Consider the following 17,431-nt stretch of genomic DNA (forward strand, 5'->3'; position numbering starts at 1 on the left):
TTACTCCGAGAGCGGCCCCACGCCGGGTTCGGCCTCCGGCGCAACTTGCAGCGGCACTGCAGCCTGCGCCTCCACCACCGCCGCGGCGGTGACGTTGACGATGCCACGGGCGGTGACGGAGGGCGTGAGGATGTGCGCCGGCTTGGCCGGGCCGATCAGCAGCGGACCGACCGGCAGCGCGTCGGCGAGCACCTTGGCGAACTGGAAGGCGATGTTGGCGGCATCCAAGTTCGGGAAGACGAGGATGTTGGCCGCGCCCTTCCAGTTCGAACTCGGCAGCACCCGGTCGCGGATGAGTTCGGACAGGGCCGAATCCGCCTGCATCTCGCCGTCCGCCTGAAGATCGGGCGCCCGCGCCTGGATCAGTTCGAGCGCACGCCGCATCTTCTTCGCGGAAGCGGAATCCGATTGGCCGAAATCGGAGTGGCTCAGGAGCGCGATCTTCGGCGTAAGACCGAAACGGCCGACATGGTTCGCGCAGGCGATGGCGACGTCGGCGATCTCCTCCGCGCTCGGATCCTGGCGGACATGGGTGTCGGCGAGGAAGAAGGCGCCCTTCTTCGTCACGATCAGGCTCATGCCGGCGAAGTCGATCGAGTCGGGCGAGAGCCCGATCACGTCGCGGATCACCCGCAGGCGCGTCTCGAACCGGCCTTCCAAGCCGCAGATCAGCGCGTCCGCCTCGCCGCGGCGCACCGCGAGCGCTGCGATCACGGTGGAGTTGGTGCGCACCAGCGTCCGGGCGAGATCGGGGGTGATGCCGCGCCGGCCGGCGATTTCGAGATAGGTGGCGACGTAATCCCGGTAGCGCGGATCGTCCTCAGGATCGATCAGGTCGAAATGTTCGCCGTGCCTGAGGTCGAGACCGAAGCGCTTGATGCGGGTCTCGATCACCCGCGGGCGACCGACCAGGATCGGCCGGGCGACACCGTCCTCGACCACGGCCTGTGCGGCGCGCAGCACGCGCTCATCCTCGCCCTCGGCGTAGATGACGCGCTTCGGATCGCTCTTCGCCTTGGAGAAGAGCGGCTTCATGATGAAGCCGGAGCGGTGCACGAAGCGGTCGAGCGATTCCGCGTAAGCGTCGATGTTCTCCACCGGACGGCCGGCGACGCCCGAATCCATCGCCGCCTTGGCCACCGCGGGCGCGATGCGCACGATCAGGCGCGGATCGAACGGGCTCGGGATCAGCGAGCGCGGCCCGAACGGCCGGGCCTCGCCGCCATAGGCGCGGGCGACCACGTCGGACGGCGTCTCGCGGGCGAGCGCCGCGATTGCCTTCACGGCCGCCTTCTTCATCTCCTCGTTGATCTTGTGGGCGCCGACATCGAGCGCGCCGCGGAAGATGTAGGGGAAGCAGAGGACGTTGTTGACCTGGTTGGGGAAGTCCGAGCGCCCGGTGCAAATCATCGCGTCGGGCCGCGCCTGCTCGGCGAGATCCGGCATGATCTCGGGGTAGGGGTTGGCCAGCGCCATGATCAGCGGCTTCTCGGCCATCTTCTCGAGATATTCGGGCTTGAGCACCCCGCCCGCCGAGAGACCGATGAACACGTCGGCGCCGGGGATGACTTCGGCCAGGGTCCGCGCGTCAGTCTCCTGCGCGTAGACGTCCTTCCAGCGGTCCATCAGCTCGGCGCGGCCCTTGTAGACCACGCCCTTGATGTCGGTGACGGTGATGTTCTCACGGGTCGCGCCGAGCGAGACCAGCAGGTTGAGGCAGGCCAGGGCCGCCGCGCCGGCACCCGAGGTGACGATCTTGGCGTCCGAGAGCCGCTTGCCCGCGAGTTCGAGTGCGTTGAGGACGGCCGCCGCGACGATGATCGCCGTGCCGTGCTGGTCGTCGTGGAAGACCGGGATGTTCATCCGCTCCCGGCACCGCTCCTCGACCTCGAAGCATTCCGGCGCCTTGATGTCCTCAAGGTTGATGCCGCCGAAGGTCGGCTCCAGGGCGCAGACCACGTCCACCAGCTTGTCGACGTCCTTCTGGTCCACCTCGATGTCGAACACGTCGATGCCGGCGAACTTCTTGAACAGGACCGCCTTGCCCTCCATCACCGGCTTGGAGGCCAGCGGGCCGATATCGCCGAGGCCGAGCACGGCGGTGCCGTTCGAGAGCACGGCGACGAGGTTCTGGCGGATGGTGAGGGTGGCGGCCTCCTGCGGGTCGTCGTAGATCGCCATGCAGGCGGCGGCGACGCCGGGAGAGTAGGCCAGCGCCAGATCGCGCTGGTTGCCGAGCGGCTTGGTGGCCTGGATCTCGAGCTTTCCGGGTTTCGGCAGTCGGTGGTAGACGAGCGCCCCGGACTTCAGATCCTCGGACATATTGTCGGCCATGGCGATGCCGTCCTCTTCCGCTCGTTTTTGCGCGCCCGCACCCTCTTCTTGCGGGGGGCACTGTTGAGGCATCTGTTGCAACGGCTGAGGCGGGGGCGCAACCCGCACAACGAGACCCGGCTGCATCTGGAAAAGCTGGCCCAGCGCTGGAATTTCACAATTGGTGCATACTCTTACGGCCGGCCGAAGGTACGCTTCCCCGAATCCGGCCGGCAGCTGACGATCGGCCGGTATTGTTCCATCGCGGATCGGGTCGAGATCCTGCTCGGCGGCGACCACCGGCTCGACTGGGTTTCGACCTATCCGTTCGCCGCGATGACCGGCCTCTGGCCGGGGGCGGACGCACCCCAGGATTATCACGCCTCGCGCGGCGACGTGATCATCGGCCACGATGTCTGGCTCGGATCGGGCTGCATGATTCTGTCGGGCATCACCGTCGGGCACGGCGCGGTGGTGGCGGCCCATGCCGTCGTCACGCGGGACGTGCCGCCCTACGCGGTCGTCGCCGGCAACCCGGCCCGGATCGTGCGCCGCCGCTTCGACGAGGCGACGACGACCGCGCTCGTCGAGGCGGCGTGGTGGGATTTCCCGCATGAGACGGTGATGCGGTGGATCCCGCTCCTTCAGAGCGGACGGGTGGCGGAGCTGATCGACGCGGTGCGAACCGAGCGTGCCGTTGCGGGCGCGCCGCGATTGCCGTAACCGGCCGGCACGATTTCCAGGAACGCACGACCCATGTCCGAAACCCCTCCCGATCGCCTCTCGGTCAATCCGAATAGCCCCTATTACGACGAGGCGGTCCTCGCCCGCGGCGTCGGCATCCGCTTCAAGGGTGCCGAGAAGACCAATGTCGAGGAGTACTGCGTCAGCGAGGGCTGGGTGCGACTCTCGGCCGGCAAGGCGCTCGACCGGGCCGGCAATCCGATGACGGTGAAGCTCAAGGGCGCCGTCGAGCCGTATTTCCGCGAGGAGCCGGCCGAGGCCTGATTCGGCGGATCGTGGACCCTGAAACGAAAGAACCCCGCCGGAGCGGGGTTCGTTGGCGCGGTCTGGGGGATCGGCCTCAGACCGCCATGCGGTCTTCACCCTCGACCGGCTCGCGCAGCACGTAGCCACGGCCCCACACGGTCTCGATGTAGTTCTTGCCCGCAGACGCGTTCGCGAGCTTCTTGCGCAGCTTGCAGATGAACACGTCGATGATCTTCAGCTCCGGCTCGTCCATGCCGCCGTAGAGATGGTTGAGGAACATCTCCTTGGTAAGCGTGGTGCCCTTCCGCAGCGAGAGGAGTTCCAGCATCTGGTACTCCTTGCCGGTGAGGTGGACGCGCGAGCCCGAGACCTCGACGGTCTTCTGATCGAGGTTCACGATCAGGTCGCCGGTGGTGATGACCGACTGAGCGTGACCCTTCGAGCGGCGGACGATGGCGTGGATCCGCGCCACCAGTTCGTCCTTGTGGAAGGGTTTGGTCAGGTAGTCGTCGGCGCCGAAGCCGAGGCCCTTCACCTTGTCCTCGATGCCGGCCATGCCGGACAGAATCAGGATCGGGGTCTTCACCTTGGCGACGCGCAAGCTGCGCAGCACCTCGTAGCCCGAACATGTCGGGCAAGTTCAGATCCAGAAGGATGATGTCGTAATCATAGAGTTTGCCGAGATCGACACCCTCTTCGCCAAGGTCAGTCGTGTAGGTGTTGAAGTTCTCGGACTTGAGCATCAATTCGATGCTCTGCGCCGTGGCGCTGTCGTCCTCGATCAGAAGTACGCGCATCGTGATCCCCACCGGACAGGCCGTTTCGGGGCGCTTGAGACAAGCTGCCGCCGGTCGTCCGCCGACGGCCCCGGCGGACGCTCCCTCATTCCCACTTTCGAAACGCTATTCCTTAACCGTTAACAAAACCCGAATCCCGCTTGCAAGCACTGTCTCTTTCGAGTCCGGGAGCGATTCTCCCGATCGTTGGCGATCTGTTCCCTTGTGCTGCGCGCGCTCCCGAAACCGGGGATGAGCCTCTCCCGCTAACCCCTTCTGTTGTCTCAGGTTGGTCTCTCTGTTGCGGAAAGGTGACGGAGGCCATTCGTCGCCGTTCTCATTCACGCGAGCGGCGGCATCGCGATCCGGATGGGTGCCTGGAAGCCTTGGCGCGCGGTCCGGCGGTGTTAAGACATCGGCCGGTTCGGTGGCGGGACGCGGTTAACGGGGTCGGGGCACATGACGCAGGAGCGCGGCTCCGGGGGGCTGGCGGCGGCACTTGCCGCGCTCTCGACCGTCGAGACCCTGGAGACCTTCGGCCGGGTGACGGCGATCCGCGGCCTTCTGGTCGAGGTGGCCGGGCCGGTTTCCGCGATGCGGCTCGGCGGTCGCATCGACGTGGTCGTGGAGGGCGCCGGGGTCGCGGCCTCGACGGTGCCGTGCGAGGTGATCGGCTTTGCCGGCGACCGCGCGCTCGCCATGCCGTTCGGCTCGCTTGAGGGGGTGCGCCGCGGCTGTCCGGCCCTGGTACGCGACGAGGCGGCGGGCGCGATCCGCCCCTCCGCCGCTTGGCTCGGGCGCACCGTCGATGCCCTCGGGCGCCCGATCGACGGCCTCGGCCCCCTCGCGCAGGGGCCCGCGATCTATCCCCTGCGGGCCGACCCGCCCCCCGCGCATGGACGACGGCGCGTCGGGCCGCCGCTCGATCTCGGGGTTCGCTGTATCAACACCTTTCTCACCATGTGCCGCGGGCAGCGCATGGGCATCTTCGCCGGCTCCGGCGTCGGCAAGTCGGTGCTGCTCTCAATGCTGGCCCGCTACACCGCCGCCGACGTGGCGGTGATCGGCCTCGTCGGTGAGCGCGGCCGCGAGGTTCAGGAGTTTCTCCAAGACGACCTCGGCGCGGCGGGGCTCGCCCGCTCGGTCGTGGTGGTGGCGACCTCCGACGAGCCGGTGCTGATGCGCCGCAACGCCGCCTACGTGACCCTGGCGGTGGCCGAGTACTTTCGCGATCAGGGCGCGCAGGTCTTGTGCATGATCGATTCGATCACCCGCTTCGCCATGGCCCAGCGCGACATCGGGCTGGCCGGCGGCGAGCCGCCGACCGCCAAGGGCTACACCCCCACTGTCTTCTCCGAATTGCCGCGCCTGCTCGAACGGGCCGGGCCGGGGGTGGGGGAGGGGGCGATCTCCGGCCTGTTCACCGTGCTGGTGGAGGGCGACGACCACAACGAGCCGGTGGCGGATGCGGTGCGTGGCATCCTCGACGGGCACATCGTCATGGAGCGGCGTATTGCCGAGCAAGGGCGCTACCCGGCGATCAACGTGCTGCGCTCGGTCTCCCGCACCATGCCGCGGGCCTGCGACCCGGCCCATCTCCCCACCGTCCGCCGTGCGCGAAAGGTGCTGGCGACCTATGCCGACATGGAGGAACTGATCCGGCTCGGGGCCTACCGTGCCGGTTCCTCGCCGGAGGTGGACGAAGCGGTGGCTCTCATGCCCGATCTGACGGCTTTTCTGGGGCAGGGTAAGGAAGAAGCAACCTCCATCAGCGAGGGTTATGACCGGTTGGCCGCCATTGTCGGCGGTGCGTGAGGCGGCTTCGAGAAGCGCGTCGGGGTAACGGTCCGTGTGGATCGCCCGCGCCGATCGGGTCGCGTCCCGGCGTAGCGTGGAGTGGATGGCCCGACATGAAATCGCGTGACACGCTGATCCGGTTGCGTCGGTTCCAGGTGGATGAGAAGCGCCGCAGGGTGGCGCAGATCGAGATGATGATGGCCGACTTCAACCGCATGGCGGCCGAACTCGACCGGGAAGTCTCGCAGGAGGAGGCCCGTGCGGGGATCTCCGATCCGGCCCATTTCGCCTACCCGACCTATGCCCGCGCCGCCACCGGCCGCCGGGACAACATGCGCCAGTCGGCCGCTGCCCTTGAGGGGCAGCTCGCCGAGGCCAAGGCCGAACTGGGCGAGGCGTTCGAGGAACTGAAGAAGGTCGAGATCCTGGAGGATCGCGAGCGCTCCGCCGAGCGTGCGGCCGAAGCCGCCCGCGAGCAGGCCGAGATGGACGCGATCGGACTTCGGGCGCGGGCCTGAGAGGCCAGATTCTAGGCGGGATCGTCGAGCGCGTCGGCGGCACGAGGCCGGCGACGCCGGCGAGTTCACGGTTCCCTGGTACCACCCCGTAGAAATCGCGCAGCTCGATCCTGCGGGGGCGTATGAGTGGCCGTGCCGGTGCCGCGTTCATCGCGGGCCATTCCCGACCGCTCAAGCCGCACCGAATGCGTTGCCCGCCAGACTCGCTGAGTCGGGCAGAGCCGCGTGTTTCGGCATGAAACCGTCATGATCTAACGGCAAGAGCCGGCCCCATCGAGACGGTTGCCCAGTCCCGCTTGCGATGCGCGCGGTCGTGGCGCAGGAGAGACCGCTCCCGAGAGAGGCGGCGGACATCCATGAAAAAACTCAGTGAAGTCTTCTGGGGCCTGATCGGCCTCGCCGCGGTGGCGGTGTCCTGCTACCTGCTCTGGGGGCAGTTGAAGACCCTATCCTGGGCGAGCATCGAGGCGGCGTTTGCCGCCATCCCGCTCCACCACTTCCTGTTCGCGGCCGTCTCCACCCTCGTCGCCTACGCCGCGCTCGCTTGGTACGACCGGATCGCGCTGCTGCATCTGGGCGTGCGCCACATCTCGTGGCTGTTCGTGTCGCTGTGCTCGTTCACGACCTACGCCCTGTCGCACAATATCGGCGCTTCGGTCTTCTCCGGCGCCCTGGTGCGCTACCGGGCCTACACCTCGAAGGGACTTTCGGCGGCGCAGGTCGCGGTGCTGGTGGCCCTGTGCTCCTTCACCTTCGGCCTTGGCACGATCCTGCTCGGCGGCTTCGTTCTGGTCTATGATCCGAACCTCCTCGCACGGCTCGACAACCTGCTGCCGGCGGTACTCACCAATCCCGCGACCTCGCGGCTGGTCGGCTTCGGACTGCTCGGGTTCGTCGCGCTCTACGTCCTCGGCTCGGTGCTGCGCTTCCGCCCGCTGACGATCCGCAACTTCAAGATCGAGTATCCGCGGCCCGGGATCATGGTGCGCCAGCTCATCGCGGCGCCGCTGGAGCTGCTGGGTGCTGCCGGCATCATCTACTTCGCCCTGCCGGATGCCCTGAACCCCGGCTTCATCCCGGTGCTCGGCATCTTCCTCGCCTCGTTCTCCGTTGCGCTCGCCTCGCACGCGCCGGGCGGCCTCGGCGTGTTCGAACTCGTGTTCTTCACCGCCATGCAGCTTCAGACCGATGCCGAGAAGGCGCCGGTTCTCGCCGCGGTGCTGATCTTCCGCCTGTTCTACCTGATCATTCCGTTCGCCGTGGCCATCGTCGTGGTGCTGCTGTTCGAGCGCTCCCGCCTCACGAACGCGCTCGGCAAGGACGGCAAGGCCGCGCCGGAGCCGCCGCTCGTTGCGCCGGGCCTCGACAAGCACGTGATCGAGCGGCGGCTGGAGAAGAAGGCGGTCTGATCCACCCTCGTCGAAACCCTTGCCGGCGGCCGCTCTCCCGAGCGCGCCGCCGGTTGCGTTTCGGGTCACGAGCCTTGAATTCCGCGTCGATTTCGTCGCAGTGACGGCGGGATCAGCGATCCTTACCTCACACCGCTTCCGTGGATGAATGGGACGCGCGGGGTTGCGAGCCCTTCAGGAACGGTTAAGCTTCGACGGAATGGGGAGCCGCTCTGGCTCCTGGATGGACAACATGGCTTCGATCAAAATTCGGGTCGCCGAAGACGGCACCTGTTCGATCTGCCGGGACGGCACGATCATCAGCAGCGGGCTCACCCGTTCGCAGGCCGACCAAATGGTCGCCGTCCTGCGCGCGATCGAGGGACACGCCTGACCGGCGCGTGACCCAAGCGCCGAGCCGCTTCCCTATCTCCCGGCGACGCCGGCTCTTCGCAACAACAAAGTGCGCAGAATGCGGAGCCGAGCCGACCATCTGAGGTCGGTTCGGCTGTTTTCCGTACGACCGTCGGCGATCGCCTCAGGCCTCAGGCCGCGCGCACCGTGGCCAGAAAGCGTCGGACCTCGGCCCGCAGGTGATCGGATTGCTGAGACAGCTCCGAGGCGGCACCGAGCACCTGTGCGGCGGCCGTCCCGGTCTCCTCCGAGGCGCGGGCGACGCCGGAGATGTTGTGCGTCACCTCGCTGGTGCCGGTCGCGGCCTGGGCCACGTTGCGGACGATCTCCTGGGTCGCCGCGCTCTGCTCCTCGACCGCTGCCGCGATCGAGGTGGAGACGCTGCTGATCTCCTGGATCCGCCCGGTGATGTCGCCGATCGCGCTGACGGCCGTACCGGTCGAGCGCTGGATGCGGGCGATCTGCTCCGAGATGTCCGTCGTCGCCCGTGCTGTCTGGCTCGCCAACTCCTTCACCTCCGCCGCCACCACGGCGAAGCCGCGGCCCGCTTCGCCCGCGCGTGCCGCCTCGATCGTCGCGTTGAGGGCCAGCAGATTGGTCTGGCCGGCGATGTCCGAGATCATCGCCACGACATCGCCGATGCGGGCGGCGGCTTCGCTCAAATCCTGGACGAGCTGTCCGGTCTGGCCGGCCTCCTCCACCGCCGTGCGGGAGAGGGCGGCCGACCCGTCCACCTGCCGGCCGATCTCCTGGACGGAGCTGCCCAGTTCCTCGGCGGCGGCAGCCACGGTGTTGACGTTCGTGGTTGCCTCCTCGGCGGCCGCGGCGACGGCGGTCGATTGCCCGGCGGTCTGGTTCGCCGTACCGGCGAGGCCCTGGGCCGTCGATTGCAGTTGCGAAGCGGCCCCGCCGATGGTGGTGACGATGCCGGTGATCGTGCCCTCGAACCCCTGAATCAGGGCGTTGAGCCGCTCGGCCCGCTCCATCTTCAGCGCCTGATCGGCATCCTGCGCCCCTTGCAGCCGCTCGCGCTCGACGGCGTTGTCGCGGAAGACTGCCACGGCGCGCGCCATCGCGCCGACTTCGTCGCTGCGCTCGGCCTCCGGCAGGGCGATTTCGGTGCGTCCCTCCGCGAGCCGGCCCATCGTCGCCCGCAGGGCATTCATCGGGCGCACGATGGAGCGGATGATCGCCCAGGAGGCGGCGCCGAGAAGGAGGAGAATGCCGAGCGCGATCGCGCCAAGGCGCAGGATCTGCTCCCACAGCGTCGCCTTCAGATCGTCGATATGGACGCCGGTGGCGACATACAGCCCCCAGGGCGCATGGTAGCGAAACGTGGCTACCTTCGCTGTCGCCGCAGAATCCGGTGCGCGCTTCCAGGTGTAGACGACCGATGCCACCCCATTCCGCACGGCCCGTGGCAGCACGTCCGCGACGAAGGCGAAGCCCGTCGTGTCTTTGAGATTGCTGAAGTTGCGGCCGAGCAGGGTCTTGTCCGCGTGTGCGACCACGGTCACGTCGCGGTCCCAGATGAAGAAGTAGCCGTCCGCACCGTGCCGCATCGCCGTGACGCCGGCATAGGCGGCCGCACGGGCCGTCGCCTCCGGCATCTCCCCCTTCTGGGCGAGCCGGTAATGGTGGTCGACCAGATTGATGGCCGATTCCGTCATCAGCTCGAGTTGGCTGAGGCGCTGCGCGTACATCGCGTTGTACTGGTAGGTCAGCGCGACGGTGCAGATCGCCAGGAGGCTCAGCGCCGACAGGCCAACGAGCGTGTAGAGCTTCCTCGGGATATCGAAACGCAGCACGGCTAGATCCCTCGATGCCCCACGGTCCGATTCTTGCCGCAGGACAGCGACGAAATTAGATTTTTGGCTATTAACAAAAGCTAAAAATTGTAGTCCCTGTCGGAATTTATACAAGTTGCCGTCCGGCCGCGATCGATGTGCATCGAACACAGCCGCTCATGACGCTACGGGTGATCGGCGGATGCTTTCTGCCCGGCCGTGTTGAGGGTGATCGGTAATTGGATACGATCACCGCGAAAGGGTTCGATTGCTCGTCTACACCGATCCGACCGTCCGCAGCCGCGCGCGGGAATGGATCTCCGCCTGGCTCATCACCGGGGTCTCGCGGCGGAAACGCTCGATGATCGAGCGTACGAAGGGCCGGGCCTGGACCGATGTGACGAGCACCGGCATCTCGCCCATGCGCGCGGCCTGCTCGAAGCGGTCGCGCACGGTGTTGACGAACTCCGTCAGCTTCGACGGCTGCATCGCGAGGTAGCGCTCCTCGCGCTCGCCGACGATCGATTCGAGGAAGGCCTGCTCCCAGGCCGGCGACAGGGTGATGATCGGCAGGGTTCCGTCCGGGCCCTGGTATTGCGCGCAGATCTGCCGGCCGAGGCGGGCGCGGACATGCTCGACGATGTCGCGCGGGTTCTTCACGTGGCCGGCGACCTCGGCGATGCCCTCGACGATGGAGCCGAGGTCGCGCACCGAGACCCGCTCGGTGAGCAGCAGCTGCAGCACGCGCTGGATGCCGGTGGTGGCGATCTGCGAGGGCACCACCTCCTTGAGGAGTTCGGTGTGCTCCTTGGGCAGTTCGCGCAGCAGCTTCTGCACCTCGACGTGGTTCAGGAGTTCCGAGACGTGCGCCTTGATCAGTTCGGTCAGGTGCGTCGAGATCACGGTGGCCGCATCGACCACGGTGTAGCCCTTGAGCTGCGCCTGATCCCGCAGGCCGGCATCGACCCAGGTTGCGGGCAGGCTGAAGGTCGGCTCCAGCAGGTGCTGGCCGGGCAGTTGCACCTGGCCGCCCATCGGGTCCATCGCCATGAACTGGCCCGGGAAGACTTGGCCCGTGCCGGCCTCGATCTCTTTCACCCGCACCACGTAGGTGTTGGCCTCCAGGCTCACGTTGTCGAGGATGCGCACCGAGGGCATGACGATGCCGAGTTCCGCCGCGAGCTGGCGGCGCAGGGCCTTAATCTGGTCGGTGAGCCGGTCCTGGCCCTCGCCGTTGACGAGGGCGAGGAGCGCGTAGCCCATCTCCAGCTTGAGATCGTCGAGCTTGAGCAGATCGGTGACGGTCTCCTCGGCCGGTGCCCCGCCGGGGGCGGGAGCGCCGGGCGTGCCCTCTGCCACCGCGGGCGGGGTCTCGCGTTGCGTCTTGGCGATGCGCCACGCTGCGTAGCCGGAGGCGCCGCCGAGCGCGAGGAACGGCAGCATCGGCATGCCGGGCAGGAGCGCGATCAGGATCATGACGCCCGCCGACATGCCGAGGGCTTTCGGATAGTTCGCCATCTGCTTGCCGAGCGCCTTGTCGGCGGCGCCCTTCACGCCGGCCTTCGAGACGAGGATGCCGGCCGCGGTCGAGACGATCAGCGCCGGCACCTGGGAGGCCAGCCCGTCGCCGATGGTGAGCAGGGTGTAGGTCTTGGCTGCTTCGGCGAAGCCGAGTCCCTGCTGTGCGACGCCGATGATGATGCCGCCGACCACGTTGATGCCGGTGATGAGGAGCGCGGCCACCGCGTCGCCGCGCACGAACTTCGAGGCGCCGTCCATGGCGCCGAAGAACGAGGATTCCTCTTCGAGTGCCGAGCGGCGGGCCTTGGCCACCTTCTCGTCGATCAGCCCGGCCGAGAGGTCGGCGTCGATCGCCATCTGCTTGCCGGGCATGGCGTCGAGGGTGAAGCGCGCGGCCACCTCGGCGATGCGGCCCGAGCCCTTGGTGATGACGACGAAGTTCACGATGATCAGGATCGCGAAGACGATGATCCCGATCACGAAGTTGCCGCCCATCACGAAGTGCCCGAAGGCCTCGATGACGTGGCCCGCCGCCGCCGTGCCCTCGTGGCCATGGCCGAGGATCAGCCGGGTCGAGGCGAGGTTGAGCGCCAGCCGCAGCAGTGTCGCGACCAGCAGCAGCGTCGGGAAGACGGTGAATTCGAGCGGGTTGTCGATGAACAGCCCGGTCATCATGATCAACACCGAGATGATGATCGAGACCGCGAGCAGGAGGTCGAGCAGGAAGGCCGGCAGCGGGAAGATCAGCACCACGAGGATGCCCATCACCGCGGTAGCGAAGAACAGGTCCGAGCGCTTGGAGAGCGCCTGGAGGCTCGCCCGGTTCGGCATGCGCAGGGACGACAGGCCGCCGAGCCCGCCTGCTCCCGCTGGAACGGCCCTGGCCGTTTCGCTCATCGCGCCGAATCCCCGAAGACGAATCGCGCGGGCCTACCCGCAGGACCGCACCCGGCAGGATTTGCCGGGTACAGGGTTAGCGATGCGTTAACGCCGACCCTGACAACGCCCGCGTCGATACGGAACCTCGGCCGGTGACCGGGGCTTGGTCAGGCAACCGGCTCGGCGAACGGCCGGACCCTGCGGACGAGCCTCGAATCATGCGCGCCCTTCCCCTTCTCCTCCTCGCCCTGGTGGCATCCACGGCGGTCCGTGCCGCGCCGGAGCCGGCGGAGGCGCCTGCCGCGACACCCGCGGAGAAGGCGCACGGGGCGGTGGGTGGGCGGCTCGAACCGGGCGCCAACAGCTTCACCGCGGCGCAGGTGCGCGCGCGGTTCGCCGAGATGGGCTTTGCCGACGTGCCGACTTGCAACTCGACGGGCAGGGCATCTGGCGCGGGCGTGCCGAGCATGCGGGCCGCACGCTGAGCGTCGGCATGGATTTCCGGGGCAATGTCGCCGCCGAGTAGCGGCTGGCCACCCCCAAAGCAGACGAGAGGAACGACCATGGCAACACGCGCCGTCACCGCCCTGTTCGACAATCAGGACACCGCCGCCCGCGTCATCGATCGCATCGAGGCGGAAGGGGTGCCGCACTCGGATATCGGCATCGTTTCGCTGAACGGCGCGGATCGGCCGGCCGGCGCCTTGGCCGGTGGCGCCACGGGTGAGTCCGCGGCGCCGGGCCATGCCTCGGCAAGCGAGTACGAGGGTTCGGCGGCCGAAGGGGCGGGGGCGGGTGCGACGGTCGGCACCGTCCTCGGCGGCGGCGCGGGCCTGCTCGCGAGCCTGGGGCTGCTCGCGATCCCCGGCGCCGGTCCGGTGATCGCGGCGGGCTGGCTCGTCGCCGCCCTGTCGGGGGCAGGGGTGGGGGCGGCCGCGGGCGGCCTGATCGGCGCATTGACCGGCGCGGGGCTGAGCGGCGCCGATGCCGAGACCTATGCTGAGGGGATCCGGCGCGGTGGCACCTTGGTCACCGTGCGAGCGGACGGGGAGGTCGCCGACCGTGTCATCGCCCTGATGCAGCGCGCCGGCGCGGTCGATCTCGACGAGCGCGCCGAGGGCTGGCGGGCGCAGGGCTGGACCGGCGGAACCACGGGTGAGCCGCGCGCGACCGGAACGCCCTCGCCGGTGCCCGACCCGGCTCTGGCGCCTGAGCCGGGTACGCCGGCCGATCCCACCGCCTCGCCGCCGACCCGCCGTCCGCCCGGCGAGATCGCCTGACCGGTGCGTCAGCTATAGAGATACTTTCGGATCAGGACGCTGAAGCCGAACAAGGCCATGGCCACGAGCGCGACAATGCTCGTGATCAGGTGCTTGCGCGGCTCGATCGCTGATGTGGGTACGACCGGATTGACCACGGGGGTGAAGAACTCGATCTGACGGTTGGCGACGATGCGGGCTTGCTCGCTCGCGGCCAACACCTTGTTGTGATAGAGGAGCGCGTTCTTGCGCTCGTTCTCCAGCCCCTCGAATTCCGTCATCGCCTCCGATAGCAGGCGTCGCTGATCCGGATCGGTGCTGGTCATCTGCCGTTCGATCTTCTCGATGTTGTCATCGAGATCCTGAATCTGCGCCTTCAAATCCTGGATCGGACGCCGCTCCGGCGCGAGGTCGCGCAGGCTCTGGTTGAGCTGCACCGAGAGGTCGATGCGCTTCTTGCGCAGCTCCGCGATGACTGTGAGGTTGTTCTTGTTGGCCGATTGCGCATCGAGAATGCCGGCGCGGTTGCGCAGGTCGCGCATGGCACGCTGGACGGTGAGCAGGCGCTCTTCGGCGTTCTTGAGTTCGCGGGTGCTCTCAGCCAGCGCGGCGTTGCGCGCCTTGAGGCTGAGTTCATTCACCATGCGCTCGCTCTCGTCCAGAAGCGCGCGGGTCAGCGTGTAGGATTCCTGCGGGTCGAAGGCGGCGACCTTCAGGCTGATGATACCGCCATTGGAATCGACCGAGGTCGTCACGCGCTTGTGCCAGTAGAGCATGAACCGCTCGATCGGCTCGCTGGCGTCGAAGCGCGAGAAGAAGTCGATGCCGTCCCGCGAGAACATATCGCGAAGCGGCATTTGCCGCTCCATGGTCTCGATCATCTGCCGGCTGGCAATGTAGCTCGTCGTGATCAGCGTGTCCTGAGCGATCATCTGCTTGGACAGGGAGCTGTTGTTGCCCGTTTCCTCGCTCTGCACCTTGTCGACGTTGCCGAGTGCCGGACGCAGGGCGAAGCGTGCCTCGGTGATGTAGCGGTCGGAGGCGATCAGATAGAAGTAGCCGGCGGTGACCATCGTCGGCAGCAGGAACAGAAGCACGAAGAAGGCGGGGATCCAGGGATCGCGCCGGATATGCGTCTGATAGGCGCGAATGCCCTTCTTGTGGTCGGACTGGCGCGCGATGCGGGCAAACCGCTTGAGCGATTCCGTGACCGCGGTCGAGCGGTCGGCGGTGGTCACCGCTGCGCTGTTCGGACTGCTGATCTCAGTGCTCATGGTCTCGGTGCTCGCACGCCTCGCGCGGTCAGCCGCGCCGCGTCTGGGGCGGCGACGGATCGCACGCTAGCGTCTCTGGCCCGCCCTCACGGCGAAAGCGTGTCCGAACCTCGAATGGGGGCCGATGCCGTCCCGCGGTCCGGCGCACCCTCAGCTATTCAGGCGCCGGTAGGCCGTGATCGCCTCATCGACATCGTCATAGACCACTGCCTGCCCGTTGATCAGGATCAGCGCCTGACTGCAATAATCGCGGATTTGTTCCATGCTGTGGGAGATCAGGATCACGTCCGCGGTTTCGCGCCGCTTGTTGAACACCTCGGCGCACCGCTTCTGGAAGCGCGCGTCGCCCACCGAGAGCGTTTCGTCGATGAGGTAGGTGTCGAAGGGAATCGCCATGCTCATTCCGAAGGCGAGGCGTGAGCCCATGCCGGACGAGTAGGTGTTGACCGGCATGTTCAGGTAGCTGCCGAGTTCGGAGAAATCCTCGACGAATTCGAGCACGCGCCGCGGATCCTCCCCGTAGATCCGGGCGACGAAGATGACGTTGTCGCGGCCCGTCATCTTGGCGTTGAAGCCGCCCGCGAAGCCGAGCGGCCAGGAGACGCGAAGACCCCGGACGATGCGGCCCCGGGTCGGCTCCTCGACGCCGGCGATGAGCTTCATGGTGGTCGATTTGCCGGCGCCGTTGATCCCCATGATGCCGTAGCTGATGCCGGGCTTCAGGGTGAAGTTCACCCGGTCGAGGATGGTGCGCCGCCGACCATAGGTGGAATAGACCTTGGTGACGTTCTCGAAGCGGATCACGGTTCGATAAGCTCCGCCGGCAGACGACGCGGGCCGGCCCCGCGGGATCGGAGGCCCCACCGGAGACCCGCCGCTTCGCCGCGACGGTCCGGCGAGAGGGTTCGGGCGGGGCACCCGCGCTCGAGCCGGGCAGGAAGCCGGGAAAAGCGGCGAATCTGAGGATGACGTCCGCATCCCGCCGCGGGTGATCCCACGGTCGGTGCCGGGCCGCCCGCGTCCCTCACCGGACGCAGACGGCGCGATCGCAGGATCTGCATCCTCGGTCACGAGCGCTTAGGCGACGAGACTCCGGCGCGCCGGAGCGCGTCGGCCAGCGCCCCGTCCTGCGGCGGGGTTGCGGGCGCCGGGCGCCGGGGCTGCGCCTCGGGGCGGGGGGCGTTTCCACGCGGCGCCGTCGCGCCTTCGAGGGGGTCGTCGAGCCGCATCGACAGCGCGATGCGCTTGCGCGGCACATCGACCGACAACACCAGCACACGCACCACGTCGCCGGTCTTCACCACCTCGGAAGGCGAGGCGATCCGCTTGCGGGCCATCGCCGAGATGTGGACGAGCCCGTCCTGATGCACGCCGATATCGACGAAGGCGCCGAAGGCCGCGACGTTGGTGACAACGCCTTCCAACTGCATCCCCGGCTTGAGGTCACCGATTTTCTCGACGCCTTCCTGGAAGCTCGCCGTCTTGAAGGCCGGGCGCGGGTCGCGGCCGGGGCTTTTCCAGCTCGGCGATGATGTCGCGCACGGTCGGCACGCCGAAGCGTTCGTCGGCGAAGGCGGCAGGTGAGAGCAGGCGCAGGGCCGCTTCATTGCCGATCAGCACGCGGATGTCGCTCTTCGTCGCCTCCAGCATGCGTCGCACCACCGGATAGGCTTCCGGGTGGACGCCGGAGCGGTCGAGCGGGTCCTCGCCATCGGGGATGCGCAGGAAGCCCGCCGCCAACTCGAAGGTCTTGGCGCCGAGGCCCGGCACCTTCTTCAGCCCGGCGCGGGTACGGAACGGGCCGTTGGCGTCGCGGTGGGTCACGATCTTGTCCGCCACCGACGCGCCGAGGCCCGAGACCTGGGCCAGCAGCGGGCCGGAGGCGGTGTTCACATCGACTCCGACCGCGTTCACCGCATCCTCGACCACCGCTTGAAGCGAGCGCGACAGCTTCTGTTCGGTGACGTCGTGCTGGTACTGGCCGACGCCGATGGATTTCGGGTCGATCTTCACCAGTTCCGCCAGCGGGTCCTGCAGCCGCCGGGCGATGGAGACGGCGCCGCGATGCGACACGTCGAGGTCGGGCAACTCACGGGTGGCGATGGCCGAGGCCGAGTAGACCGAGGCGCCGGCCTCCGACACCGTGACCTTGGCCATCTTGAGATCAGGGTTGGCGGCTAGGATCTCTGTGGCGAGCCGGTCGGTCTCACGCGAGGCGGTGCCGTTGCCGATGGCGATCAACTCGACGCCGTGCTGGCGGCAGAGCCGGGCGAGCGAGGCCACCGCCTCCTTCCAGCGCCGCTGCGGCTCGTGCGGATAGGTGGTCTCGACCGCCACCACCTTGCCGGTGCGGTCCACCACCGCCGCCTTCACGCCGTTGCGGTAGCCGGGATCGAGCCCGAGGGTCGCCCGCCCGCCCGCGGGCGCGGCAAGCAGCAGATCCTTGAGGTTGCCGGCGAACACCTTCACCGCCGCCTCCTCAGCCCGCTCGAACAGGCGTGCCCGCAGATCGGCC

At 67.9% G+C, this 17,431-nt stretch carries 13 protein-coding genes and 2 pseudogenes (1 of these 15 running past the window's edge); 8 read left to right on the top strand and 7 right to left on the bottom strand.

The window, feature by feature from the left end:
* A complete protein-coding gene (locus tag M2437_RS04465; RefSeq protein ID WP_076640995.1) occupies positions 1-2,334 on the bottom strand; it encodes an NADP-dependent malic enzyme in 2,334 nt (777 codons plus the stop codon).
* Between the two features lie 75 nt (positions 2,335-2,409).
* Here M2437_RS04465 and M2437_RS04470 point away from each other — a divergent pair, with 75 nt between their 5' ends.
* The gene (locus tag M2437_RS04470; protein ID WP_253389486.1) at positions 2,410-3,036 is read left to right on the top strand and encodes a CatB-related O-acetyltransferase; all 627 of its coding nucleotides are present in this window, start codon (positions 2,410-2,412) and stop codon (positions 3,034-3,036) included.
* Positions 3,037-3,069: 33 nt separating this feature from the next.
* A complete protein-coding gene (locus M2437_RS04475) occupies positions 3,070-3,321 on the top strand; it encodes a DUF3297 family protein (protein ID WP_012252550.1) in 252 nt (83 codons plus the stop codon).
* A 76-nt stretch (positions 3,322-3,397) separates the two neighbouring features.
* Here M2437_RS04475 and ctrA read toward each other — a convergent pair.
* Positions 3,398-4,100: pseudogene (gene ctrA / locus M2437_RS04480) on the bottom strand (response regulator transcription factor CtrA).
* Between the two features lie 438 nt (positions 4,101-4,538).
* On the opposite strand from ctrA, the gene fliI reads away from it, so the two are divergent.
* The 4 genes from fliI to M2437_RS04500 all read left to right on the top strand — a co-directional run bounded on the left by fliI (position 4,539) and on the right by M2437_RS04500 (position 8,176).
* Positions 4,539-5,894 carry a flagellar protein export ATPase FliI gene (fliI, locus tag M2437_RS04485; protein WP_056120117.1) on the top strand — a complete coding sequence of 452 codons (1,356 nt, stop codon included), beginning with the start codon at positions 4,539-4,541 and terminating at the stop codon, positions 5,892-5,894.
* A 95-nt stretch (positions 5,895-5,989) separates the two neighbouring features.
* Positions 5,990-6,394, top strand: a complete 405-nt coding sequence (gene fliJ, locus M2437_RS04490) for a flagellar export protein FliJ (RefSeq protein ID WP_003599595.1) — start codon at positions 5,990-5,992, stop codon at positions 6,392-6,394.
* Between the two features lie 356 nt (positions 6,395-6,750).
* The gene (locus M2437_RS04495; protein WP_003599596.1) at positions 6,751-7,803 is read left to right on the top strand and encodes a lysylphosphatidylglycerol synthase domain-containing protein; all 1,053 of its coding nucleotides are present in this window, start codon (positions 6,751-6,753) and stop codon (positions 7,801-7,803) included.
* Between the two features lie 232 nt (positions 7,804-8,035).
* The gene (locus tag M2437_RS04500) at positions 8,036-8,176 is read left to right on the top strand and encodes a hypothetical protein (RefSeq protein ID WP_012605805.1); all 141 of its coding nucleotides are present in this window, start codon (positions 8,036-8,038) and stop codon (positions 8,174-8,176) included.
* 151 nt (positions 8,177-8,327) lie between these two features.
* Here the strand turns inward: M2437_RS04500 and M2437_RS04505 are convergent, their stop codons facing one another.
* Both M2437_RS04505 and flhA read right to left on the bottom strand, forming a co-directional pair.
* A complete protein-coding gene (locus tag M2437_RS04505) occupies positions 8,328-10,004 on the bottom strand; it encodes a methyl-accepting chemotaxis protein (RefSeq protein WP_253389487.1) in 1,677 nt (558 codons plus the stop codon).
* 255 nt (positions 10,005-10,259) lie between these two features.
* Positions 10,260-12,401 carry a flagellar biosynthesis protein FlhA gene (flhA, locus tag M2437_RS04510; RefSeq protein WP_253389488.1) on the bottom strand — a complete coding sequence of 714 codons (2,142 nt, stop codon included), beginning with the start codon at positions 12,399-12,401 and terminating at the stop codon, positions 10,260-10,262.
* Between the two features lie 200 nt (positions 12,402-12,601).
* Here flhA and M2437_RS04515 point away from each other — a divergent pair, with 200 nt between their 5' ends.
* Complete coding sequence (locus M2437_RS04515) at positions 12,602-12,868, top strand: hypothetical protein (RefSeq protein ID WP_253389489.1); 267 nt, start codon at positions 12,602-12,604, stop codon at positions 12,866-12,868.
* Between the two features lie 78 nt (positions 12,869-12,946).
* Complete coding sequence (locus M2437_RS04520) at positions 12,947-13,663, top strand: hypothetical protein (protein ID WP_253389490.1); 717 nt, start codon at positions 12,947-12,949, stop codon at positions 13,661-13,663.
* Positions 13,664-13,671: 8 nt separating this feature from the next.
* Here M2437_RS04520 and M2437_RS04525 read toward each other — a convergent pair whose 3' ends face one another.
* From M2437_RS04525 to M2437_RS04535, 3 genes and pseudogenes are all read right to left on the bottom strand, one after another.
* The gene (locus tag M2437_RS04525; protein WP_253389491.1) at positions 13,672-14,916 is read right to left on the bottom strand and encodes a KpsE/RkpR family capsule polysaccharide export protein; all 1,245 of its coding nucleotides are present in this window, start codon (positions 14,914-14,916) and stop codon (positions 13,672-13,674) included.
* 150 nt (positions 14,917-15,066) lie between these two features.
* Positions 15,067-15,720 carry an ABC transporter ATP-binding protein gene (locus M2437_RS04530; protein WP_253389492.1) on the bottom strand — a complete coding sequence of 218 codons (654 nt, stop codon included), beginning with the start codon at positions 15,718-15,720 and terminating at the stop codon, positions 15,067-15,069.
* A gap of 263 nt (positions 15,721-15,983) precedes the next feature.
* A pseudogene (locus M2437_RS04535) lies at positions 15,984-17,431 on the bottom strand (Tex family protein) (it continues 869 nt past the right edge of the window).

Origin of the sequence: Methylorubrum pseudosasae (assembly GCF_029504475.1) — a bacterium.
GTDB lineage: Bacteria > Pseudomonadota > Alphaproteobacteria > Rhizobiales > Beijerinckiaceae > Methylobacterium > Methylobacterium extorquens.

What these genes read in the sequence shown, in the direction of transcription:
- M2437_RS04495 (WP_003599596.1), top strand. Translation starts at nt 6,751, where the DNA reads ATGAAAAAACTCAGTGAAGTCTTCTGGGGCCTGATCGGCCTCGCCGCG.
- M2437_RS04525 (WP_253389491.1), bottom strand. Translation starts at nt 14,916, where the DNA reads ATGAGCACTGAGATCAGCAGTCCGAACAGCGCAGCGGTGACCACCGCC.
- fliJ (WP_003599595.1), top strand. Translation starts at nt 5,990, where the DNA reads ATGAAATCGCGTGACACGCTGATCCGGTTGCGTCGGTTCCAGGTGGAT.
- fliI (WP_056120117.1), top strand. Translation starts at nt 4,539, where the DNA reads ATGACGCAGGAGCGCGGCTCCGGGGGGCTGGCGGCGGCACTTGCCGCG.
- M2437_RS04475 (WP_012252550.1), top strand. Translation starts at nt 3,070, where the DNA reads ATGTCCGAAACCCCTCCCGATCGCCTCTCGGTCAATCCGAATAGCCCC.
- flhA (WP_253389488.1), bottom strand. Translation starts at nt 12,401, where the DNA reads ATGAGCGAAACGGCCAGGGCCGTTCCAGCGGGAGCAGGCGGGCTCGGC.
- M2437_RS04520 (WP_253389490.1), top strand. Translation starts at nt 12,947, where the DNA reads ATGGCAACACGCGCCGTCACCGCCCTGTTCGACAATCAGGACACCGCC.
- M2437_RS04465 (WP_076640995.1), bottom strand. Translation starts at nt 2,334, where the DNA reads ATGGCCGACAATATGTCCGAGGATCTGAAGTCCGGGGCGCTCGTCTAC.
- M2437_RS04515 (WP_253389489.1), top strand. Translation starts at nt 12,602, where the DNA reads ATGCGCGCCCTTCCCCTTCTCCTCCTCGCCCTGGTGGCATCCACGGCG.
- M2437_RS04500 (WP_012605805.1), top strand. Translation starts at nt 8,036, where the DNA reads ATGGCTTCGATCAAAATTCGGGTCGCCGAAGACGGCACCTGTTCGATC.